At 54.7% G+C, this 24855-nt stretch carries 24 protein-coding genes; 13 read left to right on the forward strand and 11 right to left on the reverse strand.

The genetic code is table 11. From position 1 onward, the window contains the following. Nucleotides 1-5: 5 nt before the first annotated feature. The gene (locus tag GJT30_02015; GenBank protein ID MSM38388.1) at nt 6-275 is read right to left on the reverse strand and encodes a cytochrome C; all 270 of its coding nucleotides are present in this window, start codon (nt 273-275) and stop codon (nt 6-8) included. Between the two features lie 231 nt (nt 276-506). On the opposite strand from GJT30_02015, the gene iorA reads away from it, so the two are divergent. The 11 genes from iorA to GJT30_02070 all read left to right on the forward strand — a co-directional run bounded on the left by iorA (nt 507) and on the right by GJT30_02070 (nt 11761). Next, nucleotides 507-2297 carry an indolepyruvate ferredoxin oxidoreductase subunit alpha gene (iorA, locus tag GJT30_02020; protein ID MSM38389.1) on the forward strand — a complete coding sequence of 597 codons (1791 nt, stop codon included), beginning with the start codon at nt 507-509 and terminating at the stop codon, nt 2295-2297. Then, nucleotides 2294-2872, forward strand: coding sequence for an indolepyruvate oxidoreductase subunit beta (locus tag GJT30_02025; GenBank protein MSM38390.1), 579 nt, complete (start codon nt 2294-2296; stop codon nt 2870-2872). The genes iorA and GJT30_02025 overlap by 4 nt, the downstream gene beginning before the upstream one ends. Nucleotides 2873-2882: 10 nt before the next feature. Continuing rightward, entirely contained in the window at nt 2883-4190 is a 1308-nt protein-coding gene (locus GJT30_02030; protein MSM38391.1) for an AMP-binding protein, read from the forward strand. 66 nt (nt 4191-4256) lie between these two features. Continuing rightward, nucleotides 4257-4688, forward strand: a complete 432-nt coding sequence (locus tag GJT30_02035; protein MSM38392.1) for an ACT domain-containing protein — start codon at nt 4257-4259, stop codon at nt 4686-4688. Between the two features lie 28 nt (nt 4689-4716). Then, nucleotides 4717-5856, forward strand: coding sequence for an ABC transporter substrate-binding protein (locus tag GJT30_02040; GenBank protein MSM38393.1), 1140 nt, complete (start codon nt 4717-4719; stop codon nt 5854-5856). A 12-nt stretch (nt 5857-5868) separates the two neighbouring features. Continuing rightward, the gene (locus tag GJT30_02045; GenBank protein ID MSM38394.1) at nt 5869-7011 is read left to right on the forward strand and encodes an ABC transporter substrate-binding protein; all 1143 of its coding nucleotides are present in this window, start codon (nt 5869-5871) and stop codon (nt 7009-7011) included. Nucleotides 7012-7088: 77 nt separating this feature from the next. After that, a complete protein-coding gene (locus GJT30_02050) occupies nt 7089-7973 on the forward strand; it encodes a branched-chain amino acid ABC transporter permease (GenBank protein MSM38395.1) in 885 nt (294 codons plus the stop codon). Nucleotides 7974-7981: 8 nt separating this feature from the next. Then, nucleotides 7982-8947, forward strand: coding sequence for a branched-chain amino acid ABC transporter permease (locus GJT30_02055; protein ID MSM38396.1), 966 nt, complete (start codon nt 7982-7984; stop codon nt 8945-8947). Then, nucleotides 8940-9692 carry an ATP-binding cassette domain-containing protein gene (locus GJT30_02060; GenBank protein ID MSM38397.1) on the forward strand — a complete coding sequence of 251 codons (753 nt, stop codon included), beginning with the start codon at nt 8940-8942 and terminating at the stop codon, nt 9690-9692. Before GJT30_02055 ends, GJT30_02060 begins: the two co-directional genes overlap by 8 nt. A 6-nt stretch (nt 9693-9698) precedes the next feature. Continuing rightward, entirely contained in the window at nt 9699-10445 is a 747-nt protein-coding gene (locus GJT30_02065; protein ID MSM38398.1) for an ATP-binding cassette domain-containing protein, read from the forward strand. 14 nt (nt 10446-10459) lie between these two features. Next, entirely contained in the window at nt 10460-11761 is a 1302-nt protein-coding gene (locus tag GJT30_02070; GenBank protein ID MSM38399.1) for an AMP-binding protein, read from the forward strand. A 428-nt stretch (nt 11762-12189) separates the two neighbouring features. On the opposite strand, the gene GJT30_02075 is transcribed toward GJT30_02070, so the two are convergent. From GJT30_02075 to GJT30_02095, 5 genes are all read right to left on the reverse strand, one after another. Then, nucleotides 12190-12909, reverse strand: coding sequence for a creatininase family protein (locus GJT30_02075; protein ID MSM38400.1), 720 nt, complete (start codon nt 12907-12909; stop codon nt 12190-12192). Between the two features lie 12 nt (nt 12910-12921). Continuing rightward, nucleotides 12922-13665, reverse strand: a complete 744-nt coding sequence (locus GJT30_02080) for a radical SAM protein (protein ID MSM38401.1) — start codon at nt 13663-13665, stop codon at nt 12922-12924. Then, nucleotides 13658-14026, reverse strand: a complete 369-nt coding sequence (gene queD, locus GJT30_02085) for a 6-carboxytetrahydropterin synthase QueD (protein ID MSM38402.1) — start codon at nt 14024-14026, stop codon at nt 13658-13660. Before queD ends, GJT30_02080 begins: the two co-directional genes overlap by 8 nt. 124 nt (nt 14027-14150) lie before the next feature. Next, the gene (locus GJT30_02090) at nt 14151-14630 is read right to left on the reverse strand and encodes a hypothetical protein (GenBank protein MSM38403.1); all 480 of its coding nucleotides are present in this window, start codon (nt 14628-14630) and stop codon (nt 14151-14153) included. A 322-nt stretch (nt 14631-14952) separates the two neighbouring features. Beyond that, the gene (locus GJT30_02095; protein MSM38404.1) at nt 14953-16815 is read right to left on the reverse strand and encodes a PAS domain S-box protein; all 1863 of its coding nucleotides are present in this window, start codon (nt 16813-16815) and stop codon (nt 14953-14955) included. Between the two features lie 174 nt (nt 16816-16989). Between GJT30_02095 and GJT30_02100 the strand changes: the two genes are divergently transcribed. Both GJT30_02100 and GJT30_02105 read left to right on the forward strand, forming a co-directional pair. Further along, nucleotides 16990-17937 (forward strand): response regulator, encoded by a 948-nt coding sequence (locus GJT30_02100; protein ID MSM38405.1) that lies wholly within the window; start codon nt 16990-16992, stop codon nt 17935-17937. Between the two features lie 68 nt (nt 17938-18005). After that, on the forward strand, nt 18006-19052 hold the full coding sequence (locus GJT30_02105; protein ID MSM38406.1) for a response regulator: 1047 nt from the start codon (nt 18006-18008) through the stop codon (nt 19050-19052). 89 nt (nt 19053-19141) lie between these two features. Here GJT30_02105 and GJT30_02110 read toward each other — a convergent pair whose 3' ends face one another. From GJT30_02110 to GJT30_02130, 5 genes are read right to left on the reverse strand one after another with little or no spacing between them, the layout of a single operon-like run. Then, on the reverse strand, nt 19142-20512 hold the full coding sequence (locus GJT30_02110; protein MSM38407.1) for a histidine kinase: 1371 nt from the start codon (nt 20510-20512) through the stop codon (nt 19142-19144). After that, nucleotides 20512-22026 (reverse strand): DUF3492 domain-containing protein, encoded by a 1515-nt coding sequence (locus GJT30_02115; GenBank protein ID MSM38408.1) that lies wholly within the window; start codon nt 22024-22026, stop codon nt 20512-20514. Before GJT30_02115 ends, GJT30_02110 begins: the two co-directional genes overlap by 1 nt. Continuing rightward, on the reverse strand, nt 22023-23024 hold the full coding sequence (locus tag GJT30_02120; GenBank protein MSM38409.1) for a hypothetical protein: 1002 nt from the start codon (nt 23022-23024) through the stop codon (nt 22023-22025). Before GJT30_02120 ends, GJT30_02115 begins: the two co-directional genes overlap by 4 nt. Next, a complete protein-coding gene (locus tag GJT30_02125) occupies nt 23021-24328 on the reverse strand; it encodes a hypothetical protein (GenBank protein MSM38410.1) in 1308 nt (435 codons plus the stop codon). Before GJT30_02125 ends, GJT30_02120 begins: the two co-directional genes overlap by 4 nt. Continuing rightward, nucleotides 24325-24843, reverse strand: a complete 519-nt coding sequence (locus GJT30_02130; GenBank protein MSM38411.1) for a penicillin-binding protein activator LpoB — start codon at nt 24841-24843, stop codon at nt 24325-24327. The genes GJT30_02125 and GJT30_02130 overlap by 4 nt, the downstream gene beginning before the upstream one ends. Nucleotides 24844-24855 lie beyond the last annotated feature (12 nt).

Genomic DNA, 24855 nt, shown 5'->3' on the forward strand with positions numbered 1-24855 from the left:
GTTTGTCAGTTGCCCGGTCCGGCAAAGGTCTTGAGATAGAGCACCAGGGACTTCAGCTCATCCGAATCGGCAGGGAGCGGATTTCCCTTGAGCGCCTGCTTGATGCACCGGTTGATGATGCCGGCAAGCTTCTCATCATCGAACGTTGCCGCCCATTCCAGTTTTTTCCCACCGGGATGACAGGCTGCGCAGCTCTTGCCGTTCTTCCCCAGCGCCGTGCTGTTAAAGAGTTCCCGCCCTTTATCCACCGATTCTTCTGCCCCGGCATCAGTGATAACCACCCCGAAAAAGAGCACAACTGCCGTTCCAAGCACTCTCATTGTCCGCATGACGACCTCCCTGTTTTTTCAAGCAAGACTAGCCCACCATTGTCCGTTGTCAACATTCATCGACCATAACCCTGTAGAATCCCGTTTTAATTGCAGTTGACAGGAACCGCCTCAATCGAGTATAGTTGCGGTCCAGCAAGGGGGCACCCCCCCTTATTTTGTTTCAAGGGAGATCCATTGAGTACGGAAATTTTATCCGGGAATGAAGCGATCGCGCGCGGCGCGTTCGAGGCAGGTGTTCGGGTGGCAAGCGCCTATCCGGGCACTCCTTCCACCGAAATACTCGAAAACATAATTAAATATCCTTCCATTAATGCCTCCTGGGCACCGAATGAAAAGGTTGCCCTGGAAGTGGCTATCGGTGCCTCGTTTGGAGGGGGCCGAGCCATTGCCTGCATGAAGCATGTCGGGGTCAACGTGGCTGCCGACCCTCTCTTCACCCTATCCTATACCGGTGTCGGCGGTGGGCTCGTGCTGGTCGCTGCCGATGACCCTGAGATGCACTCTTCCCAGAATGAGCAGGACAGCCGGAATTACGCCAAGTTTGCCAAGATCCCCATGCTGGAGCCGGCCGACTCTCAGGAATGCAAGGAATTTACCCGCCTCGCATTCGAGCTGTCCGAGCAATTCGATACACCGGTCATGATCCGCAGTTGTACCCGCATATCACATGGAAAATCGATCGTCGAACTGGGCGAGCCGGTCAAGGGGCTGCCCGAGCCGAAACTGGTCAAGAATCCTGCCAAGCTGGTCATGCTGCCGGGCAATGCCCGGGTCAGGCATCCACTGGTCGAAGAACGCACCGTCAGGCTCAGCGAGTATGGCGACTCCTGGTCCATAAACCGGGCCGACTACCGTTCTGCTGCCATGGGGATCATCTGTACTGGGGTGACGTATCAGTACGTGCGCGAGGCCCTGCCCGAGGCAGCGACCCTGAAGCTCGGCATGGTCCACCCGTTGCCCAAGAACCTGATCCGCGAGTTTGCCGCCAAGGTCGAACGACTCTTCGTTGTCGAGGAGTTGGACCCCTTTATCGAGGAGCAGGTCAGTGCCATGGGGATTGCCGTTACCGGCAAGGAGGTCATTTCGCTCTGCGGGGAACTCTCTCCCGGCCGTATTCGCGAAGCATTCGCCCGGGCAGGTATCATTACCAAAACGATTGACGCGCAGCAACCTGCCCAGGAAAAACTCCCGCCCCGGCCACCCAACATGTGTCCCGGTTGCCCGCACCGGGGAGTCTTCCATCTCCTCAGCCGTGCCAACGCCTATGTGACCGGCGATATCGGCTGTTATACCCTCGGCTTCATGCCTCCGCTCAACGCCATGGATACCTGTGTCTGCATGGGAGCCTCTATCAGCACTGCGTCGGGTATTGTCAGGGCGCTCCCCCGAGAAGAGCAGCAGCGGGTCGTGGCAGTGATCGGGGATTCCACGTTCCTGCACACCGGCGTCAACTCTCTCATGGAAATGGCCTACAACCAGGCGCCCGCAACCGTGATCATCCTGGACAACCGCATCACTGCCATGACGGGGCGTCAGGAGAACCCCGCTTCCGGATATACCCTGACAGGGATCGAAGCTCCCGAGGTGAACATCCCCGCTCTCTGCCGCACACTGGGGATTCGCCATGTCAGGGTCGTCGATCCCTACGACCTGGAAGCGACGCGCTCTGTTCTGGCCGAGGAGATGGCCCGGCCCGAACCGTCGGTAGTGGTTACCAATCGCCCCTGTTGTCTTATCAAAGGGGAGGGAAGGTTCGACAGGAGCCCGGTCCTGGAGGTCGACTCCGATGCCTGCACCGGCTGCAGGGCGTGTCTGCGCATCGGCTGTCCGGCCATTGAATGGCTCCCGGCTCTTGATGGGCCCAAAGGGAAAGCGAGCATCGACCCACAGCTCTGCACCGGCTGTACCCTCTGTCAGCAGCTCTGTAAATTCGACGCTATCCACCGGGCAGGGGGAACGAAATGAACAAACCGGTAACCAATATTCTGCTGGTTGGCGTGGGGGGGCAGGGGATCCTGCTCGCCTCGGAGATACTTGCCGAAGCCTTCATGCTCGCCGGATTCGATGTGAAGAAGAGCGAGATCCATGGCATGTCCCAGCGAGGCGGCAGCGTCGTCTCCCATGTCCGCTTCGGTACAGAGGTCTTCTCACCCGTTGTTCCCGAAGGAGAGGGCGACATCCTGTTCGGTTTTGAATTGCTGGAAACCTACCGCTGCCTTTCACTCCTCAAGCCGGGAGCGCGGGTTGTGGTAAACGATTTCCGCATTCCGCCGCCGGCGGTTCTCCTCGGCCAGGAGACCTATCCCGAAGGGCTTGCCGAAAAGATCAATGCCCGTTTCAGCAACTTCCAGCTGATTGACGGCCTGAAACTGGCAGCAGAGGCCGGCGATCCGCGGGCTGCCAACACCGTTCTGCTGGGCGCCGTTGCACAGTACCTCGATATCGCCGATGGGGTCTGGCAGAAGGCGTTGGAGAAGATGGTGCCGAAAAAGGCGCTGCCTGTCAACCTCAAGGCTTTTCAGTTGGGACGCTCGCTTTAGGAGACGGAAGATGACTACCTATTTCAACGAGGAATTCGAAACCCTTCCCCGAACCGCCCTGGAAGCTCTCCAACTGATGAGGCTGAAATCGGCAGTAGAGAGGGTGTACAATAACGTACCGTTTTATCGCACTGCCTACGATTCTGCCGGTATCCGGCCTGACACCATAACATCACTTGAAGACCTGCAGCGACTTCCGTTCACCACGAAGCAGAACATGCGTGATTCCTATCCCTATGGACTGTTTGCCGTTCCGATGGAGGAAATCGTTCGTATCCATGCCTCGTCAGGCACCACCGGCAAGCCGACCGTTGTCGGCTACACCCGGAAGGATATCTCGAACTGGGCCGATCTCATGGCTCGCTCACTCGTAACCGCAAGTGTGCACAAGGGGGATATCATCCATAATGCCTACGGTTACGGCCTGTTCACCGGTGGTCTCGGGGCCCATTACGGCGCCGAGCAACTCGGCGCTTCTGTGATCCCGATCTCCGGTGGCAATACCAAACGGCAGATCATGATCATGGAGGATTTCAGTTCCACCGTTCTCACCTGCACACCCTCGTATTCACTGTTCCTGGCTGAAGAGGCAAAGGCGGGAGGGGTCGATTTCAGGAATCTGAAGCTGAGGGTCGGTATCTTCGGCGCTGAACCCTGGTCCGAGTCGATGCGTAGTGAGATAGAGGCGAAACTCAATCTGACCGCTCTCGATATCTATGGTCTCTCTGAAATCATGGGGCCGGGGGTAGCCCAGGAGTGTTTTGAAGGGAAATGCGGGCTCCACATCTGGGAGGACCATTTCATCCCCGAGATCATCAACCCTGAAACAGGCGAGCGGGTCGCTGAAGGCGAAAAAGGGGAGTTGGTGATAACCACCATCACCAAGCAGGGCATCCCGCTGATCCGGTATCGCACCAGGGACATCACCAGCATCACCTACGAACCATGCGTTTGCGGCAGGACCCATGCGCGGATCGCCCGCATGAGCGGACGTTCCGATGACATGATGATCATCCGCGGCGTCAATGTCTTCCCGTCGCAGATCGAATCCATTCTGGTCCGTATCGAGGGGGTTGAACCGCACTATCTGCTCATCGTCGACCGGAAAGAGAACCTTGATACGCTTGAAGTCCAGGTGGAGGTTGACGAGCAGATTTTCTCCGATGAGATCAAGGTCCTGCAAGGGCTTTCCAAGCGGATCGAGAAAGAGATCAAGGATATGCTGGGCGTGACCTGTACCGTTAAACTCGTGGAACCGAAAACGATCCAACGGAGCGAAGGGAAGGCCCAAAGGGTCATTGATAAGCGAGCTCTGTAGCCCGCATTTTTCCCAAGAAACTCCCTATGCAATCGCGTGGCAGCAACAGATAAGGAGTCCACACCTATGATGGTCGAACAGATTTCCATTTTCATCGAAAACAAGTCGGGACGTCTGGCAGAGGTGAGCAAGATTCTCGGAGATGCCGGGGTCAACATCCGCGCTCTCTCCCTGGCCGACACCTCTGATTTCGGGATCCTGCGTCTGATCGTCAATGACCGGGATAAGGCCATGGCCGCTCTCAAGGGGAAGGGGTTCACCGTCAACAAAACCGTTGTTGTCGCTGTCGAGGTGCCGGATCAGCCGGGCGGGCTGGCGAGTATCCTGCAGGTATTGGACAGCGAGACAATCAACGTGGAATACATGTATGCCTTTGTCGAGCGATGCGGGTCCAATGCCGTCATCATCTTCCGTTTCGATGAGACGGAAAAGGCCATTGCCGTCCTTGCGGCCAAAGGGTTCAATATGCTTGAAGGAGAGCGACTCTACGGTATCTAGAGCGTTCATTTTGCCAGGGGGGGTAATTATGGAGAGATTGAGGATTGCCGTAGTCGTTCTGGTAGGTCTGTTGTACGCACTGCCGGCGCTGGCGCTTGAGCCGATCAGGATTGGCGCCCTGTTTTCCGTTACCGGACCGGCTTCATTCCTGGGAGAACCCGAGCGGAACACACTCGAAATGCTGGTGAAAGAGGCCAATACAAAAGGGGGCATCAAAGGGCGTAAGCTCGAGCTGGTGGTATACGATACCCAGGGAGATGCCACCAAGGCGGTTCAACTGGCCACCAAACTCATCAAGAACGACAAGGTAAAGGTCATCGTCGGCCCCAGCACCACCGGTGAGACCATGGCAGTGATCCCGGTTGCCGAAAAGGAGAAGATACCGCTTATCTCTTGCGCCGCCGGCGTCAAGATTACCGAGCCGGTGAAGAAATACGTTTTCAAGACCCCGGCCAATGATCATGTGGCAGCGGAAAAGATCTTCAATTACATGCTGGGCAGGAAACAGAAAAATGTTGCTCTCCTCACCGTCACCGACGGTTTTGGATCTTCTGGACGTGAACAGTTGAAGGACCTTGCCAGGAAAAAGGGAATTACTGTTGTTGCCGATGAGACCTATGGACCCAAGGACACGGACATGACTGCCCAGTTGACCAAGATCAGAGGCAGTAAGGCCGACGCGATAATCTGCTGGGGTACCAATCCGGGACCTGCCATTGTTACCCGTAATGTCAAGCAGTTGGGGATTAAAACGCCACTCTACCAGAGTCATGGTGTTGCCTCGAAAAAGTATATCGAACTGGCCGGCGCCGAGAATGCCGAAGGAGTCATACTCCCGGCAGGCAAGCTGGCCATTTTCGACAAGCTCAAACACAACGATCCGCAATTCAAGCTTCTCAAAGAGTACGACCAGTCCTACCGGAAGAATTACAATGTTGAAGCCTCTACTTTCGGCGGCTATGCCTACGATGCCTTCCTAATGATCGCCGAAGCGGCAAAGAAAGGGGCAGCAACGCCTGATCAGCTGCGTGACGCTTTGGAAGGGATCAAAAAACTCGTTTCAGTTTCCGGCATCTTCACCATGTCGCCGTCAAACCACAATGGACTCGATCTGTCTGCCTTCGAGATGGTGCGAATCGTCAAAGGCGACTGGGAAATCGCCAAGTAAGGGGGAATACGAATGAAGCGTTTTCTGCAAACAACGACTATAGCGCTGCTGTTGCTCGTCTGGGCGAGTATCTGCGGTGCCAGTACGGGGACTATCAAGATCGGCGCTCTCTTCTCCGTAAGCGGTCCTCCATCTTTTCTGGGCGAACCCGAGCGTAATACCGCCAAGATGGTGGTGGACGAGATCAATGCGCGGGGGGGCATCAAAGGGCGGAAACTTGAGCTGGTGGTCTATGACACCCAGGGAGATGCAACCAAGGCGGTTCAGGCAGCCAACCGCCTCATCAAGGAAGACAAGGTAGTTGCAATTATCGGCCCCAGCACCACGGGTGAGACGATGGCAGTCATCCCTGTTGCGGAAAAGGAGCGGGTACCGCTTATTTCCTGCGCTGCCGGCAGCAAGATAACCGACCCGGTCAAGAAATGGGTTTTCAAGACAGCTCAGAACGATGGCCTTGCCGTAGCCAAGATCTACGAGTATCTCAACCGGAAAAAGATCAGCAGGATAGCCATCCTCACGGTTTCTGACGGATTCGGCTCTTCGGGCCGCGAGCAGTTGAAGGCCAATGCAGCACGGTACGGTATCCAGATCGTGGTCGATGACACCTATGGACCCAAGGATACCGACATGACCGCCCAGTTGACCAAGATCAGGGGCAGTCAAGCCCAGGCCATCATCTGCTGGGGCACCAATCCGGGGCCTGCGGTCATTGCCAAGAACGTCAAGCAGCTCGGCATCAAGTTGCCGCTCTTCATGAGTCACGGCGTCTCCTCGAAGAAATTCATCGAACTGGCAGGCGATGCGGCTGACGGTATTATTCTCCCTTCGGGCAGGGTAATTGTTTCCGATGTCCTCCCTGCGAAGGACAAGCAGAAAAAGAGTCTCATCGCCTTTGTCAAGGATTACCAGAAGCATTACCGGGCAGAAGGTGACCACTTTGGCGGCCATGCCTGGGATGCGGTCATGCTTCTCAAAGGAGCCATCGAGAGGGGCGGGGATTCACCGGCTGCTATCAGGGACCAGTTGGAGCGGACAGTCAATTTTGCCGGCATCGGTGGAATTTTTACCTATTCCGCAGCGGATCATGCCGGTCTGAGCAAGGATGCCTTTGTACTTGTCGAAGTAAAAAACAAGGATTGGGCACTGGTTAAATAATAATATTCTACAGTTGACAGGACAGGCGCCTCGCCGGGCCAGCCGGCGGGGCGCCTGTGTGTCTGAAGCAGAGCTCCATGGAACTTTCCGATCAAATAGCGCAGTATCTGGTTTCAGGCCTATCCACAGGCGCCATCTATGCCCTCATCGGCATCGGATTCGCCATCATCTACAACACCACTGAAATCATCAATTTTGCCCAGGGTGAACTGGTCATGCTGGGCGGGATGTTTACGCTCTTCTTCCTCAACGTCTGCAAACTGCCTCTGCCATTGGCTATCATCCTGGCCGTGGCTGCCGCTACTGCAGCAGGTATCCTGTTCGAGCGCCTCACCATCAGGCCGCTCAAATCGCCGACTCCGCTCAGCCTGATCATCATCACCATCGGCGGCAGTATCCTCATCCGCGGCATAGCCATGCTGGTCTGGGGGAAGGATACCCATGCCCTCCCGTCATTTTCAGGGAGTGAGCCACTGATGATCGGCTCTGCAACCATACTTCCCCAAAATCTCTGGATCTTCGGCCTGACGGCCATTGCCATCATCGGCAACAAGCTCTTTTTCCAGTACAGCATCACCGGCAAGGCGATGCGCGCATGTGCGGCAAACCGGCGCGCTGCCGGTCTGGTCGGCATCGATGTGAGAAGAATGGTTATGTTTTCCTTTGCCATCAGTGCCACGCTCGGGTCCCTGGCCGGAATCATCGTCGCTCCCCTCACCATGACCTCGTATGACGTCGGCATAATGCTAGGGCTCAAGGGATTCTGCGCCGCAATCATCGGCGGCTTGTCCGGTGGTGTTGGTACGGTGCTCGGCGGCTTGCTTCTCGGTATCTTGGAATCGCTCGGAGCCGGTCTCGTTTCCTCCGGATACAAGGACGCCATCGCCTTTATCATTCTCCTCCTCATATTGGTCATCCGGCCGCAGGGACTGTTCGGCCGAGCCCAGACAGAACGGGTCTAGGGGGGAGCATGAATCGCGAAATCATCAAATTCCTGCTGCTGGTCGTCGTGGTCCTTGTGGCCCCCCTCTCAGTTAGCGAAGGGTATCTGCTGAACGTCCTGGTTTTTGTCGGCATCCACACCATGCTGGCGCTGGCGTTGAATCTGCTGCTCGGTTACGCAGGACAGATCTCGCTCGGCCACGCCGGTTTCTTCGGACTCGGTGCCTATATCTCAGGGGTTCTCACGGCCAACCACGGCATCGACCCCTGGCTGGCCATGGCAATCGCTGCCACCACGGTCACGCTCATGGCGTTTCTGGTCGGGTTCCCCATCCTCAAGCTCAAGGGGCACTATCTGGCCATGGCCACGCTGGGCCTCGGGATCATCATCTACATCGTCTTCAACGAGGCGGTGGATCAGACCGGCGGCCCTTCCGGCCTATCGGGCATCCCCAACCTGAGTATTGCCGGCATCACCTTTGACAGCGATATCAAAAACTATTACCTGATCTGGACAGCAACCCTCATCTGCATGGGACTTGCCCTCAATCTCGTTCATTCACGTATCGGGAGGGCACTGCGGGCTATCCACGATTCCGAAGTCGCGGCACGCGTCATGGGGGTCAACGCACGGCTCTTGAAGGTACAGATATTCGCGCTTTCCGCTGGTATCTCCGCAGTTGCAGGCAGCCTGTACGCCCACACCATGACGTTCATCGCACCAGCCTCATTCGGGTTCAACTTTTCCGTCGAGCTGGTCACCATGGTCATCATCGGTGGCCTGGCCAGCATCTATGGATCTCTTCTGGGTGCTGCACTGTTGACGGTTCTCCCCGAGATCCTGCGTACTTTCCAGGATTTCGATATCGTTGTTTATGGCCTGTTGCTCATAATTATGACGATGTACATGCCCGGTGGTCTGGTGCAGGGAATCCCCGCGCTGCTTTCCTCAATATGGGGAAAATTGAAGAGGAGTCCTGCTGCCCATGCTTGAGGTACGAGGCATAACCCAGCGTTTCGGTGGCATTAATGCTCTGCTAAATATCTCCTTTACGGTTGAAAAGGGAGATATCACGGGCGTCATCGGTCCCAATGGTGCGGGGAAAACCACCCTCTTCAACATTATCACCGGCATCTATGCTCAGACAGCCGGACAGGTTTTCCTCGCTGAAACCGATATTTCCCATGTCCCGGCCGAAAAGCTGGCGCAGCGCGGATTGGTGCGGACTTTCCAGAATATTGAGCTGTTCGGCAGTATGACCGTCCTGGAAAATGTCATGGTCGGCCTGCATACCCGCAGTTCCTGCGGCATCATCTCCTGTATGGGGAAAATGCCCTGGCACATGCGGGAAGAACGACATATCCGCAAACGTGCGCAAGAATGGCTGGCATTTTGCGGCATCAGCGATCTTGCCGATCATACCGCTGGCAGTCTCCCCTTTGGCAAAGGCCGATTGCTGGAGATTGCCAGGGCCATGGCAGTCGAGCCCCGCATCATGCTGATGGACGAACCGGCTGCTGGACTCAACAATCGGGAAACCTCCGAACTCGCCGGTCTCATCAGGAAGATCCGCGATACAGGAGTGACAGTGGTATTGGTGGAACATGACATGGAGCTCGTCATGGATATCTGCGACCGGATCGTAGTGCTCAATCTTGGCGAGAAACTCGCCGAGGGAACACCGCGCGAGATTCAGGAAAATCCGGCAGTGATAGCTGCCTATCTGGGTGAAGGGTAGGGGAGCGTGCTCAAGGTAAAAAACGTAAATACCTATTATGGGAAAGTACATGCCTTGAAAAATGTCACCCTGCATCTCGACCAGGGTGAGATCGTGGCGCTGATCGGTGCAAACGGGGCCGGCAAGACAACGATGCTGAATACACTCTCCGGAGTCTGTCCTCCGGAGGGGGGGAGTATCATCCAGCTTCTCGGCCAACCGATCGCTGGCATGGCCCCAGACAGGGTCGTCAAGATCGGGATCTCGCAGGTACCGGAGGGGCGACAGGTCTTTAAAGGGCTGACCGTGGCCGACAATCTCGAGATGGGTGCCTATCTCCGCTTCAGGGGACGTGAGGGAAAGGATCTTATTCGCCAGGACATGCGTCATATCTACGAACTCTTCCCGCGTTTGGAAGAGCGGAGGAAACAGATGGCAGGAACCCTGTCCGGGGGCGAGCAGCAAATGCTGGCAATCGGCAGGGCGCTCATGGCCAAGCCCAAGCTGCTGTTACTCGACGAACCGTCAATGGGATTGGCGCCTTTGGTTGTTCAGGAAATATTCAACGTTATTGAACGGTTGCGCAAGGATGAAGGGACAACCGTTCTTTTGGTTGAGCAGAACGCCAAAGCAGCCCTGAAAATGGCTGATCGCGGTTATGTCTTGGAAACAGGTAAAGTAATACTCGAAGGAGTATCATCGGAGCTATTGGAAAATAAGGAAGTACAACGCGCCTACCTCGGGAAGGAAAAGAAGGGAATTTGGGAGCGTTGATGGAGAAACGAGTTATGGAAATCTGGGATCGCCACCATGAATGCATGCCGAGGGAAGAACTGGAACAGCTGCAGCTCGAACGTCTTCAGGCAACCTTGCATCGAGCGTATAAGAATGTAACCTGCTACCGCACCAAATTCAACGAGCAGGGGATCGACCCCGACGACATTCAGTCCTTGACCGACTTGGCAAATCTCCCTTTCACGACCAAGGAGGATCTGCGCCTCAGCTATCCCTACGGCATGTTTGCTGTTCCGCTACGTGAGGTAGTGCGCATCCACTCATCGTCCGGGACCACGGGAAAGCCGACGGTCGTTGGCTATACAAAAAACGACATCAAAACATGGGCCAACCTGGTTGCCCGATTCATGACCGCTGCCGGCGTTACCTGTGAGGACGTGGTGCAGATCGCCTTCGGCTATGGCATGTTTACCGGTGCGTTCGGCCTCCATTACGGCGCGGAAAATATTGGTGCATCGGTCATTCCGATGGGAGGCGGCAACACAGAAAAGCAGATCATGATCATGCAGGATTACAAATCGAGCGTGCTCGTCTGCACACCCAGCTATGCCATAACCATTGCTGACAGAATGGAAAAACTCGGGATTGACCCGAAGGGGCTCTCATTAAAAGTTGGCTTATTTGGCGCTGAACCGTGGTCTGAAGCAATGCGCAATGAGATCGAGTCGAAACTCTGTATCAGCGCTACCGACAACTATGGATTGTCAGAAATCATCGGTCCGGGCGTTGCCGGAGAATGCCGCCACAAATGCGGCATGCACATTTTCGAGGATACGTTCATACCGGAGATCATCGACCCTGAAACCGGCAAGGTGCTTCCTCCCGGAAGCGTTGGCGAACTGGTTCTCACGACGCTCACCAAAGAGGCTGTCCCCATGATTCGCTATCGAACCAGGGATATCACCAGTCTAATCTACGAACCCTGCGCCTGCGGACGAACCATGGTCCGGATGAAAAAGACCATGGGGCGAAGCGACGACATGCTGATCATCAAGGGAGTCAATGTCTATCCCTCACAGATCGAGGAAGTCCTGATTGCGATCGAAGGATGTGAACCGCATTATCAATTGGTCGTAGAACGCAAAGGTGCACTTGACAGCCTCGAAGTGCAGATCGAGGTAACGGAAAATATCTTCTTCGATGAGATGAAGATGCAGCGGGCATTCCTGGAAAAAGTGGAAAACCGAATCGAGTCGGTCATCGGGGTTGGCGTCATCGTAAAGCTCGTTGAGCCGAGCAGTATCCCTCGCTTCGAAGGAAAGGCATCGAGAGTCATCGATCTCAGGAATAAATAAGACAACCAATCTCAGGGGGCCTCCATGCCCCCTTTGCATCAATCGATTACGTCCCATAAGATATATTATGTAAAGTTGCAAGCAGCATGACAATCTGTGGGACGTTTCTTGTTGTGGCTTCCAACCGTGCTCCCTCCAGAAATGAATTCCACCACTACTCGCGGATATTTTGCGCCACTTATTGTGACTTATTGTGGCGTGAACCACAAACCCCAGTCTGGTGCGGTCTTACAGATGATGATTTCAAATTTGGCCTGTGAGGGATTTTCTTGTGTCGAAGAAGGGGTAAGTATGGGGTGATGATAAAATAAATCCCCGATTGCATCCCTGTTTCCAGTTCAACAACCGGGGACCCCTTATGGAAGATAGACAATAATATCTATCCCCTCAAAATTGTAATCTATACAGATTTCACAGTCAATGAATGTTTAATCTTCTAACGATTCGAGATCTTTTACCAATTCGACTATTTTTGACACCACCAGCGTTTCGATCTGTTTGCCTTTCTCTGCAGACGCCTTGCCAGGATCGCCCCAGACGCCGTTAGGCCAGTATTTTCGCTTGTTGCGCACCAAAAGGCCGACAGGAAATGTCGGATATTCTTCAGGAGAACTCCCTTTTACCAAATGCGGATGCGTATGGAGAATCCGTGAGGTTTCTATCTCACCGGCATGTGAATCGCCTGGTGTCTCGATGAGTTGGGCCCCTTCATTCTTGGCCAGATCATACTCGGTGATGACTGCGATTGATATGTCGTCAAACTGTGCGATCAGCTCTTCGCCAGCATCCTGCAGTGCCATGCGGTGTGCACCTCCTGCGTGTCCGGTCAGTATAATGAAATTATGCAGCTTCTGAGTACGAAATGAGCTGACGATATCCTTCAAGAGTGCCTTGAGCGTTGCGGTGGTGATAGAAACGGTACCCGGATGGGTCGCCGTGGAACGACAGTTGCCATAATGAATCGGCGGTGCAACAAACAGTGGCACTATCAGAGCAGCCTTTTTTGCCACCTCATATGCCTGGATGGTATCGGTGGAGAGTGGCAGGTGACTTCCATGCTCCTCTACGGAACCAAACGGGATAATGACCGTTCTGGTACGGGCAAGCCCCTCCTCGAACTCTTTCATGGTCATTTCTTCAATGATCATCACGAGAACCTTTCAGAGTACCTGCAAAAATGTGTGGAGTTGCGGGATAATGCGGACATCCGTCAGAGTTCTGCTGGCTTGTGACTGTAGTTCGAGAAGATACCGCCCCATATGCGGCATACTGACTTGGCTGGTCACCGGCTGCAGGATCAAGGGGATATCGTTTCCGGCGGTCGCAATAAGGTTACAGACCTGCTCAATCTCGTGGGCGCTGGTTTCAAGCGATACAACAGTCTTTACATAGCAGGTTGTCGCTACGGCCAGAGCCAGGAAGTCGCGATGCAGTTCCCAGAGTTCCGTATACCCGGATGTCGAAGGGATCTTGATATCCATGCTGATATAATCGAGGTTGTTTATGATTCTGCCAAGTGCTTCGGGCAAGGTCCCGTTTGTTTCCAGGAAAACGGGCAGAAACTCATGCAGCAGCGGAAGCCAGTCGGAAAGCAGATCTGCATTCAGCAGAGGCTCACCGCCGGTAATGCTCAGGGAGTGATGCAGCCTGGGATAATCGTGCAGCCAGGTCTTGAGATAGGACGCGATTGTATCGAGAGCCACGGGATTGGGAATGTCGACGAAATTCCCTCCTGGAGATTCCTCAATTCTGCAGGTTGGTTGAGGCAGTAATGGAGTGTCACAGTAGCTGCAGTTCAAATTACAACCGGAAAAACGGAGGAATAGCTGACGCCGGCCCACCAGAATTCCTTCACCCTGGACCGATGAAAACATTTCGACCAGATCGGCACGCTTGTTACTCATAGTAGCTGGCTGCAGCAAAATCCGATTCCCAGACGGTCACCATGTCAATCGCGATGTTGTCGTCATTCAACCGTTCACCAAGCGCATAATAAAGATAGCGGGCAATATTTTCCGATGAAGGGGACAGCTCCATGAATGGAGTGAGTTCGTTGAGATACTTGTGATCAAGGGTCTTCAGAAGGGAGATCGTTTCTGCCTTGAGTACCTTGAAATCGATGCCGAGCCCTGCCTTGTCCAGTTTTTTGGCAGCGACCATGACTTCAACCTTCCAATTATGACCATGGAGGTTTTCACATTCTCCCTGGTAATGCATGAGATTGTGTGCAGCGGCAAAAGATGTGATGATTTTCAATTTATACATGTCGCAAGTCCTTGTTTTTTGCTGCATACTAACATGCATCACCATCAATTGAAAAGTCTTTGTCGCAATAAAAAAGGCCATGCATGGTGCATGACCTCATAGGGGGGCTGGATAATTAATACCGTCAGGCAGCTTTTGCCCGACGCTTGCGAATAATGCCGCACAGGGCCATTTCGCTGTCCAGTTTGTCAGGGCTGATTCCCAAGGCCTTACAGACGGAATCACGATTGCTTTGGTAGCGGTCCATGGCCATCAGGATCAGTGCCTTCTTCAGGGAAAGAGAGAGCTTGTCCAGGATATTCCCCTGGGTCGTCTCGGTCATGACAGAAAAGAGAGGATCGAGGTTCTTTTCAAAGAGCTTGGCGCTTTCGTCCACTTTTTTGCTCTGTCGTGTCATTTTATCCATCCCGACTATGTTGTTGATAAAATCGTCCATATTTTCCTGAACGAATTTAAGTGTTTCATTGTGATTGTCGACGAGGATCAAGTGGTTCGAGGTGCTTTCCCCCCCTTCCCTGCCACGTCTCATCATGACCACTTCCATTACTCTGAACGAACTGTCATTATTATTCATCTCGCTCGCTATTTTGCATCGGTATCCCATGGTCGTGCCCCCCTGATATCTTTCTGTGTCTGCTCTTCACCATTTCAACAGTGATACCAAATGGCACGCACCAATGATAATTTCATATAATGTATTGTTATTACGGCGTAAATATTCATTAAAACCATAACGTGCTAATTTTGTGCAGACATTTTTGTTGATTGAACTCTGCGCATGGTTTTTGAGGATTAGTTGAATTTGTAAGTAATTACAGGCAATTACAGTAATCAGGTGTTACTGATAGGAATGTTAGATGTTTGAACAAGGAAAATTTGCAATGTCGGTATCAGAAATCAACAGAAAGAGCTCAAGGGGGGATGGATCAAAAAGACAAATTAAGGAAGGCATCCACAACGGCAGGGTCAAAGTGACCTCCGGCATTGTCGCGAATGTACTGGAGCACCTTATCCATGGGCCACCCTTTGCGATAGGGGCGATCAGAACAGAGGGCATCCCAGACATCAACGACAGAAAATATGCGTGCCGCCAGCGGGATGTCTTCACCCTGAAGCCCGTGAGGATAGCCACTCCCATCCCATTTCTCATGATGGTAATGGGGGATGTCCAACGCGAAACGAAGAAATGAGATGGGCGAGAGCAACTCGTAGGCATAGATGGGATGGCGACGCATGATATCCCATTCAGCAGGAGAGAGGGCTCCTGGTTTTAGGAGTATGCTGTCAGGTATTCCCATCTTGCCAATATCGTGCAAAAGGGCACCGCGCCGCAGATGAATCATATCTTCCTCTGGGTAGCCCATTATGCCTGCCAGGCGCATCGTCAATTCGGTTACCCGTTGCGTATGCCCCTCAGTTTCCTGATCGCGCAGGTCAAGAGCGTGCGACCACCCTTCCAAGGTCGTATCGTAGGCCAATGCGAGTTCATTGTTCGAACGTTGTAGATCGGCAAATAATGTGGCATTCCCAATTGCTATGGTTGCCTGTTCTGCAAGTGTTTCGAGAAAGTGGAGCCATTCCACATCGGGCTTGAGCTGTGATCGGTGATAAATTTCAAGAATTCCCGTAATTTCACCACTATTCAACAAAGGGACGGCGAAATATGATACAAAACCCTCTTCAGCCGAAAAATGGGCAAGCCGTTCATCAACCGATTTGCAATCGGCAAGGAACGGCATATGATAGATGCGCTTTTCCGAACATGCAATGGAAGGGTAGCCTTCCCCCTCCTTCACCGTAAGTGCAGAGGTGGCAATACTGACAAAACCTTTCGCAGCCAACGGTACGAACTGGTGGCGGATCTTGTCAAGTTGCATAACCATTGCTGCATCTACATGCAGTTGACGCATAATCTGTTCAATAATGACTGATATGGTAACATTCAAGTCCAGGCTGGTAGTGATCGTCTTGTCGATATCGCGAAGTGCAGCCAGGCGCTGCAGTTGATGGGATATTTTCTCTTCAGCCCTCTTTCGTTCAGTCACATCTCGACCAGTAGAAACAAAATGGGAAATGACACCCTTGCTGTCAAGAATAGGGGTGATGATCTCTTCCTGATAGTAGAGCTCGCCACTCTTTCTACGATTGACGACCTCCCTGCGATAGACCTCTCCATTTAGAATGGTTGACCAGAGATCTCGGTAAAACTCTTCGGGATGTGCTCCGGATTTGAGAAATTGCGGTGTCCGGCCGATGACCTCGGCAGAACTGTAGCCGGTGAGACGTTCAAACGCAGAATTGATATACTCGATGCGCCCTTCCTGACTGGTGATAATGACTGCGTCAGCGGTCTGCTCGACAGCGCTTGAAAGCTTTCTGAGCGACTCGTCAGCTTTCTTGCGCTCGCGCCTGACAATTGCCTCACGTAATTCCCTTTCAATGGCAGGAACGAGCCTGGCGAGATTCCCTTTAACGATGAAGTCGTGTGCGCCCGCCTTCAACGCCTCAACGGCAGTATCTTCCCCAATTTTACCTGATACGATGATGAACGGTAGGTCGAGTTCATAGCGTTTCACCATCATCAAAGCAGCAGGGGCACTGAATTGCGGCATCAGGTAGTCGGCAATGATGATGTCCCAACCGCCACGATCCAAGGCTTCTGACATTCCCTGTGGGGTTTCTACCCGCTCGAAACAGACCAGATAGCCGCTTTTGTGCAGTTCATGTAAAAGGAGGATGGCATCATCCTCCGAATCCTCTACAACCAGAATATTAATATGACGTTCCATCTAGTCAGCCCCGGAGGTATGGTTAGTATATTACTTAAGATGTATCGTCAAGATCCCGCGCGGGTTTAGGAGAAATTTATACATATTGATAGTCACTTTGAAAAATGCTTAAGCTTTACAGTGGCTATCCGATGAGTACCCTATACATGCTCACACCTGATCGAGGAGCCCACCATGCAAAACAACTCTGCCGTACTCCTGGAAAGCGATACCAACGAACTTGAGATCGTCGAATTCAGGGTGGATGAGTGTGACGAACAGGGCAATGTGATTCCCTGTTACTACGGCGTCAATGTCGCTAAGGTCAGGGAAATCATTAGACTCCCCCATCTCTGGAAGGTTCTCAACGGACATCCCGCCATTCCGGGCATGATAAAGCTACGCGATAAGGTCATTACCGTTGTGGACCTGAGCGTCATGCTCAACAAACGGGTCAATGATCTTCAAGCCGACAGAGTCATAGTTCTGGAGTTCAACCGGCTCATCGTGGCTGTACTGGTCCATTCTGTTTCCAGGATTTACCGCATTTCGTGGGAACAGGTGGAACCCCCGGTGAAAACGGCGAGCAGCAACCAGGTCACCGGTCTGGTGAAGATGGACAATCGGATCATCCTCGTCCTTGACTTCGAGAAGATTGTCGGTGAGCTGTATCGCGAATACGCCATGGGCGATGACATCCATCTTCTCGACATCGATTCATCGGGCAAGATTGATCGCAGTAAAACAAATGTTCTTGTCGCAGACGACTCTCCGTTTATCCGGAACACCATGTGCAATTCGTTACGAGCCGCCGGCTACCGCGTGATCGAGGCAGAAAACGGTGAAGAGGCGTGGGAAATCATCCTGGCAAAACAGCAACAGGCACGATTGAAGCAAACCGCTCTTCTGGATGAATTATCGCTGCTCATTACGGACATAGAGATGCCTAAGATGGATGGTCTGCATCTCACTTCACGGATCAAAAAAGACGATGCACTCAAAGAGCTGCCAGTTGTCATTTTTTCCTCGCTGGCCAGTGATGACAATATGCGCAAGTGGCAGGCGCTCGGAGCAAGCGGCATCCTCACAAAGCCGGATCTCCCCAAACTCGTTGAGCTGACTGACCAACTGATAACCCGCTGACCGCTTTAACCAGCAGCAGAATCCAGCCGGACCAAAAGACATCATGATAAACATTCGAGGGAACTTGCTTGAGTGCGAACCTACTGATAGTCGATGATGAGCAGATGATACGGGAACTGCTCCTGACAACCCTTTCCCGTGAGAACTACACCTGTTTTCAATCCAGCAATGCCATTGAAGGGCTTTCCATCCTCAAAGAGCAGGAGATCGACCTGGCTCTCTTGGATGTGATGATGCCCGGCCTTTCCGGAGTGGAACTGCTGCGCGAGCTGAAAAAGACCAGCCCCGACACTGCTGTCCTCATGATCACCGCCCTGAGTGACATGGAAACAGCTCTTTCCTGCATTCATCTTGGCGCCGACGATTACATAACCAAGCCGTTCAGCATTGAGAGCATCGTCGTCAAGGCCAAAAGCGCACTAGAAAAGCGCCGGCTCATCATCGAAAACAGGAGATACCAGAACGATCTTGAGCAGAAAGTAATGGAACAGACCAACCAGATCCGTGCTGCCATGAATGAATTGAACCAGTCGTATGAAACTACTCTGACAGCCCTGGTCCGATCGCTCGATGCACGGGAAAAAGAGGTCGGTTCCCATTCCGAGCGGGTCATGAACTACACGCTCCTGCTCGCCCGCCACATGGGGCTTGCAGAAGCCGATCTGTCAATCATCTCCAAGGGTGCACTGCTCCACGACATCGGGAAAATAGGCGTATCCGACAATATTCTGCTCAAACCGGGCAAACTCACTGACGCAGAGTGGATTGAGATGAAGAAACATCCCCAGGTAGGTTATGAGATCCTCTCAGGCATATCGTTCCTCAAGGGTGTATCGGAATTCATCCTTGCCCACCATGAGCGTTACGACGGAGCAGGCTATCCAAACGGGCTGCGGGGAGAAGAGATCCCCCTCTGTGCCCGCATCTTTGCCCTTGCCGACACCCTCGACGCCATGACTTCGGATCGTCGCTACCGCAAGGCCATGCCGTTCAACGCAGTCATTGACGAGCTCAAATATTGCAAGGGATCGCAATTCGACCCCTCCATCGTCGACGAATTCCTGCAAATCCCCCGCACACATTGGGAAGAGGTTGCCGGCTGCAGATTCCAGTAACATCTATCAATGCATGCGCGCATCTACAGCAAAGGGCGGCCAGATGGCCGCCCTTTGCGCGTCTCTCCTGATTTCCTCAACCAATTCTCCTAGCGCAACATGAAGGTCTCATACTCCAGACGCCTGAAATCCCTGTCCAGCAGCAGCAGACCAACGGCAATGCAGATACAGAGGGACAAGGCAAAACCATAGCCATAATAGAACGGACCGAGCCAGATCGAAAGGAGGCTCAACGCCAGGTTCAGGAATGCAAACAGGGAAGTCAGGAACAGGGTCCTCTCCCGGCGATCCAGATAGTAATAGATGTTGAGAAGCCCGAGGAAAACAACCTGGAACCCGGCACCGACTACATGGATATGCAACAAAGGGAGAAAGACCGGGGAAAGGCCGAGAACCGCGAATGCCTTGCCACCCAGGAGATAAACAAGGATCGTGGCGATCGCCTGGATCTTGATGATATCGTAGATGCCCTCCCGTGCCATGCAGACCATTTCGTCCTTCATGGTGCAAATCTGGGTGAACGACCCCCCCTCGCGAACGGCATCGTAGAAGCGATCATAATATTCGACAAAATCGGTCTCCATGCGCACCAGGAACACCGCCATGCCGGGAATAATGGAGAGATAGGCGAGAAAGACCGGCAGGTCGTAGACAATGGAGGTGTGCAAGGGGCCGATCCCATTCACGCCAGTGGCAGGATGAAACCAGAACACATACTTGTCGATCCAGAGCCCCAGGTTGTAAAAGAAACCGGAGAAGATCAGCGAACGATGGACCCTCCCCTTGTTGAGAAAATCAAATTCGATAAACTGCCGGGACGGGTAGTTGTGAAAAAGGACATAGAGCATCCCCATCAACAAGACGAACTGGCCGGCAAGAAAGGCCAGAGTCAGTCCGTCCAGTTTCCACGGGCGGAGGAATGTGGCAAGGATGACCGTTACGCCGTAGCCGGCGGCAAAATTGAGCAAGATTGCCTTATAGGCCTTAAGCCCCGACAGGAGGATGGCACAGATCCAGACACAGGAGAGCACCACGAAGGTTGCTGCGAACATCAGCCGGAATGCCAGCGAACTTTCTGGGAAGAGCAGGATCGCGAACGGATAACTGAGACTGCCGCCAATACCGGTTACGAACAAGAGGAGACCGTTGAGGTTGGGCAGCAACCGAAAGTGCTCCTTGGCAAAGATACGGTCGGCTGCATACCGGGTGAACACCAGCTGGAAAAGGCCGGTAAAGATGAGCGATGCAGCGATGAGGTTGGTAACCGAGGTCTGAAAATCGGCGACCAGTGAGGGAGGTATGACGATGGGAAGAGAGATGAAGCCGATGGTGAGCACTGCTATGATCGAGAGCACCCATGGCCCCGAGCTGATCACCCCGGCATAGGTATAGGCCTGGAGCAGAGCGAAATACGAGTCCCGCTTCATCAGTTTCCGTAATTCAAAACCGATTCCCGCCATTACGAAACCCTTTCCCGGAATATGGCGCCGTAGCGGCTGAGCATGAGATCGCGGGAATAGTCGTGTTCTACCCGCCCGATGGCCGCAGACTGGGCGCCTTGCCAGGCGGCCGGGTCCGAGAGGAGCCGGAGCGCCGCATCTGCAAGGGCCTGTGGATTGTTGATCTCCACAACCTCTCCGGCAGCCCCGAAGGAGTCCCCCCCTCCCCCACTGCCGAACACAAGTTGCCGACAGGCCCCCACGTCGGTGGTCACTGCAGGCAATCCGGCGGCAAAAGCCTCCAGAACCACCAGTGGCAGCCCCTCGCTGATGGAGCTGAGCAGCAGGAGACCGGCAGACGGATATACATCTACCGGGTCCATGAAACCACGGAAGGTTATCCGGTCGGTCACTGCCAGGCTTTCTGCAAGCGCCGTGCACTCGTCGAAATAGGTCGGGTCCTCCTCGACTGGACCGACGATCCATCCTTCAACGTTGGGCAGATGGTTGGCCATGATCCGGATGGATCTGATGAATGTCTTGACGTCCTTGATCTGCACCACCCTGCCGACAAGACAGAGGATGGGAGGTGCAGTGTCGGAACGACGGCTGCGAAGCGGCGCATAATGCTCGATGTCCACACCGTTGGGGATGACACGGGTTTTCTCTTCGGGTGCGCCATCCAGGATCTGTCGCTCTCGGGCGCCCTCATACAGGGAAACGATGAGATCGGACGATTCGTAGCAGAGCCGCCCCATGGTTTCGAAAAATCGGATCCACAACTCCCGGAAATAGCTGACCTCAGAAGGATCACGCTGGAATGCATTCCGGTTGTCACGTATCCAGTCGCTATGAAAGATATCGATGCGGCGTTCCTTGGTGTAAATCCCATGCTCACTCAAAAGCAGTGGTCTGCCGGTTCGCTGATGCAGCAGTGCGCCGAGGAAACCGGCATAGCCGGTGGAAACCGTATGATAAATCCGGGCAGGTATCATCCCTGCTGCTATGGATGCCATCTGCCATATGGGCGCATGCATGTTTCGCACGGTCCAGAAGAAATCGACAAATGATGGATCGCTGCAGTGCTCACGGTAGAGGTCCGTGATCATCTGCCACGACTGCTCGGAATAGAGGAACTGCGCGAAATCGACCCCTGCGTCCCGGTCCAGGAAGTAATCGGGTTGTAGCAGGCGATGGTCGAACAGCTTCTCGCCACCGCTTCGGAACCAGTCGTGCAGCTGGCGCATGGCGGAGAATGCCGGGGGATTCCCCTTTTGCGGCTCGATGCGGGGCTGCTGCTGCCCTCCCTGCAGATACCACGCCTCCAGATGGACCAGGTTTTCGGGCAGTTCGTACTTGAGCCCGCTGTAATCCTCGGCCCGGCTCCCCAGGAACACCGCTCCGAAGCGATATTCCGGAAAACCGCGGATCATCTGGTTCACCCAACTGGAAACACCGCCGCTCACATAGGGGAAGGTCCCCTCAAGGAGGAGCATGATATCGACGCTTTCGGCCGTTGGGAATCGTTCCGTCATGTCGCATCCTGCCAGAAGCGGACTACATGCCCGATCCCCGGCTTGTGGCGAAGGGTGGAGTCCAAGTCGAAGATGGAGCGCAATGCCTTGAAATCGCGCCGAACAAAGGCCAGTTCCGCCAGATATGGCAGGATGCGGTCGGGGTGCGCCCCCTGCTCAAGGGCGGCACTGGCTGCGGCCTCAGCCTTCTCCACATCGCCCCGGAGGAGGTGGATGCGCCCCTTCAGCGCGGTGAGCGCCGAATCCTCGCCAATAAGCCCAAGAGCCCGGTCGGCATAGGTGAGCGCCTGCTGGACAAAGAATTCGTGCAGTTCGTCGCGGGCCAGTTCATTATAGACGATCTCCCAGTAGGAGAATGCCAGGCGGCGGCAGAGAGCACCCTGCTCACTCCTGTCCATGCAGGCCTTCAGAGAGACAAGCGCCTCGGTGATGTCTGCACTGATCAGCTTTTCCCGCTGGTCGAAGATGGCGACGGCCAGCAGGCGGATCTCGTCGTCTGGGTCTGCGGATGCCAGTTGCAACAGCCGGCTGGAATTGCCCCCCTCCAGGGAACCGACCGAGAGGAGTGCTTTCAGGCGGAGATCCCGCGAGACCAGGTCGTTGGAAAGGCGTGACCATGCCCCTCCCTCCCCCATTACCGGAGGGGTATAACCGCTCTCTGCCACGAAATCGGGCACCGGAACAGCGGAAAACTCCGCCCGCTCGCCGGTCTTCAGGAAGAAACGGAAATAGATGAGGGATACGAGCATCCCGAACGCCCCGAACAGAGGGATACAGAAGGAAAAACAGAAAAACAGCGCAAAGATTGCCCGCTGCCTGCCGCTATAGCGGCTGGGGAGCAGCATGGTCATGAACAGGGCAAAGGAGAAGCTTGCGGCTCCATGGGTGAGGAAAAAAATGCTGACGCGCTCCCAGAGCGGCAGTGTCAGAAACATCGCTGCAAGGGCAGCCAGTTCCCCGACTATGCCCATAACCAGGAGTTTTGCGCTGCCGTTCATGACGCCTCCTGCAGAAGTTCGACAAGGAGCTTTTGCGGCTCATCGGAAGTCACCAACCTGGAACGGAAACGGAGTCCGTCCTGGTCGAACGACAGCCCGTAGTTCTTGCGGAGTACCTCCCGCATGCGCGTCTTGAACCCCTCCACTCCTGCCGGTCCCGAGAAGGGCATCAGGGTGACAAACTGGACCAGATCCGGGGTGTTGTGGCGCCATGAATGGTCCAGCCCCCGCTGCAGACGTTCCATCCTGACGCAGATCTCGTCCTGGCGCGGCCCCTGCGGAACCTCGATGACCACCAGGACGCTCCCGATCTCCAGGTCCTTTCGGAGATGTACCATCTTGGCCAGTTCAGCCGCAAACATGACCGGGCAGTCAGGGAAGACCGCCAGGACCTCCTGCGTAACCCCTGCGGCACCGGCATGATCGGCAAAATAGGTGAGTATCACGGCCATGATCTGCAGGGTCTCCCGTTCCAGGGCGAGAAACGGCATGTCGGAAATGAGCAGGATGCCGGGCAGGTCGCCACTGCTGGTCCTGATGGGTGCGGCAACGAGGTAGGAACTCCGCTCGTCGGGAGCCAGGCGGTTCACTGCCTGATAGATCGTATTTCCCGATTCCAGGGCGGAGCTGAGCAACAGATCGCTCCGCTCCAGCGGTGCACCGCGTCCGCAGGAGGCCAGAACCTGGTCACTGACCCGGCCGTCGACACATGGGTAGATAGCGGCGCTCCCGAGTCTGCAGTAATGGACCAGGATCGCCATCAACGCACGTGCGGTCCGCTCGTTCAGCTCTCCCCCTTCCCTTGCCAGGAGCCCGCGCAGTTCGGTCATCGCCCCCCGCAGCGTTACCGGTCTGCTGATCAGGTTCTGCTCCAGGCGGTCATGGGAGAGCCGCACCATGAAATAGGCCTTGGAGAGCTGCTCGAACCGTTCGCCGGCATGGCTCCCGAGCAGGGTGGCCCTCCGCAGACGCTTGTTCCAGACGGAACTGAACTGGCCGCTGATCAGGACCGTCAGGAGTCCTCCCAGGATATACCCGGTGGGGAGCTGCGCGGAAGTCCCTCCTTCCCAGATCAGGGTCAGCAGTGCGCCAACCAGGAGAAAGGCAGAGGTCATCCCCGCGGCAATGCCGTAGCGGAGCGAGAGCAGGAGCGGCGCTATCCAGGGCCAGGGGAACTGCCCCTGGACGAAGAACGGATCGAGAGGATTGAGATAGCGGCAGAACAGGAACAGGCCACAGGTGATAACCGCCACCTCCAGCCACTTCTCGACCCTGAAAAAGAGGTTCTTGACCTGCTCGTTCATTGCACCGGCATCATGTTGATCATGCTGGCGATCACCTGCTGAGCAACGGCACTCACCGCATCGCGGCTCCAGCCGCTCTTGCCCGCCGTGGCGCTCCAGACCACTTTCCCACTGGGGAGATCGACGACCTGCAGGGTCAGCCCCGCCACCGGCTCGCCGTCCAGGCCGACCTTGTAGCGCCATTCGTTGACCACACCGTTCACCACGTAGCGAACATTGTGCAGGCGTGCCCAGGCAAGAGCCTCGGCATGGCGTTTCACGCCACGATCAAGTACCGGCTCATCCTCTTTGCCGCTCGGCTGGTACTGTTCCACACGGCCGAACCCTTCGGCCAGGAGCAGGGCCGTCGTGACCGCTTCTGCGCGCTCAGCGGCATAGGGCGTTTCGGTGTTGTTGACGAACGGAAGCACCGCCCATGACTCGGAGCGGGCAAGCGGTCCGCCCCCTCCCTGGTGCAGTGTGGTGCAGCCCGTGAACCCCAGGGCCAGGACAAGGATGAAAAGCATGTTGCGCATGATACGGTCCTT

The organism is Geobacter sp. (assembly GCA_009684525.1).
Lineage (GTDB): Bacteria > Desulfobacterota > Desulfuromonadia > Geobacterales > DSM-12255 > Geoanaerobacter.

What these genes read in the sequence shown, in the direction of transcription:
- GJT30_02080 (MSM38401.1), bottom strand. Translation starts at nt 13,665, where the DNA reads ATGAGTAACAAGCGTGCCGATCTGGTCGAAATGTTTTCATCGGTCCAG.
- GJT30_02070 (MSM38399.1), top strand. Translation starts at nt 10,460, where the DNA reads ATGGAAATCTGGGATCGCCACCATGAATGCATGCCGAGGGAAGAACTG.
- GJT30_02025 (MSM38390.1), top strand. Translation starts at nt 2,294, where the DNA reads ATGAACAAACCGGTAACCAATATTCTGCTGGTTGGCGTGGGGGGGCAG.
- GJT30_02060 (MSM38397.1), top strand. Translation starts at nt 8,940, where the DNA reads ATGCTTGAGGTACGAGGCATAACCCAGCGTTTCGGTGGCATTAATGCT.
- GJT30_02095 (MSM38404.1), bottom strand. Translation starts at nt 16,815, where the DNA reads ATGGAACGTCATATTAATATTCTGGTTGTAGAGGATTCGGAGGATGAT.
- GJT30_02050 (MSM38395.1), top strand. Translation starts at nt 7,089, where the DNA reads ATGGAACTTTCCGATCAAATAGCGCAGTATCTGGTTTCAGGCCTATCC.
- GJT30_02055 (MSM38396.1), top strand. Translation starts at nt 7,982, where the DNA reads ATGAATCGCGAAATCATCAAATTCCTGCTGCTGGTCGTCGTGGTCCTT.
- GJT30_02035 (MSM38392.1), top strand. Translation starts at nt 4,257, where the DNA reads ATGATGGTCGAACAGATTTCCATTTTCATCGAAAACAAGTCGGGACGT.
- queD (MSM38402.1), bottom strand. Translation starts at nt 14,026, where the DNA reads ATGTATAAATTGAAAATCATCACATCTTTTGCCGCTGCACACAATCTC.
- GJT30_02030 (MSM38391.1), top strand. Translation starts at nt 2,883, where the DNA reads ATGACTACCTATTTCAACGAGGAATTCGAAACCCTTCCCCGAACCGCC.
- GJT30_02040 (MSM38393.1), top strand. Translation starts at nt 4,717, where the DNA reads ATGGAGAGATTGAGGATTGCCGTAGTCGTTCTGGTAGGTCTGTTGTAC.
- GJT30_02125 (MSM38410.1), bottom strand. Translation starts at nt 24,328, where the DNA reads ATGAACGAGCAGGTCAAGAACCTCTTTTTCAGGGTCGAGAAGTGGCTG.
- GJT30_02120 (MSM38409.1), bottom strand. Translation starts at nt 23,024, where the DNA reads ATGAACGGCAGCGCAAAACTCCTGGTTATGGGCATAGTCGGGGAACTG.
- GJT30_02110 (MSM38407.1), bottom strand. Translation starts at nt 20,512, where the DNA reads ATGGCGGGAATCGGTTTTGAATTACGGAAACTGATGAAGCGGGACTCG.
- GJT30_02045 (MSM38394.1), top strand. Translation starts at nt 5,869, where the DNA reads ATGAAGCGTTTTCTGCAAACAACGACTATAGCGCTGCTGTTGCTCGTC.
- GJT30_02090 (MSM38403.1), bottom strand. Translation starts at nt 14,630, where the DNA reads ATGGGATACCGATGCAAAATAGCGAGCGAGATGAATAATAATGACAGT.
- GJT30_02115 (MSM38408.1), bottom strand. Translation starts at nt 22,026, where the DNA reads ATGACGGAACGATTCCCAACGGCCGAAAGCGTCGATATCATGCTCCTC.
- GJT30_02130 (MSM38411.1), bottom strand. Translation starts at nt 24,843, where the DNA reads ATGCGCAACATGCTTTTCATCCTTGTCCTGGCCCTGGGGTTCACGGGC.
- GJT30_02100 (MSM38405.1), top strand. Translation starts at nt 16,990, where the DNA reads ATGCAAAACAACTCTGCCGTACTCCTGGAAAGCGATACCAACGAACTT.
- GJT30_02075 (MSM38400.1), bottom strand. Translation starts at nt 12,909, where the DNA reads ATGATCATTGAAGAAATGACCATGAAAGAGTTCGAGGAGGGGCTTGCC.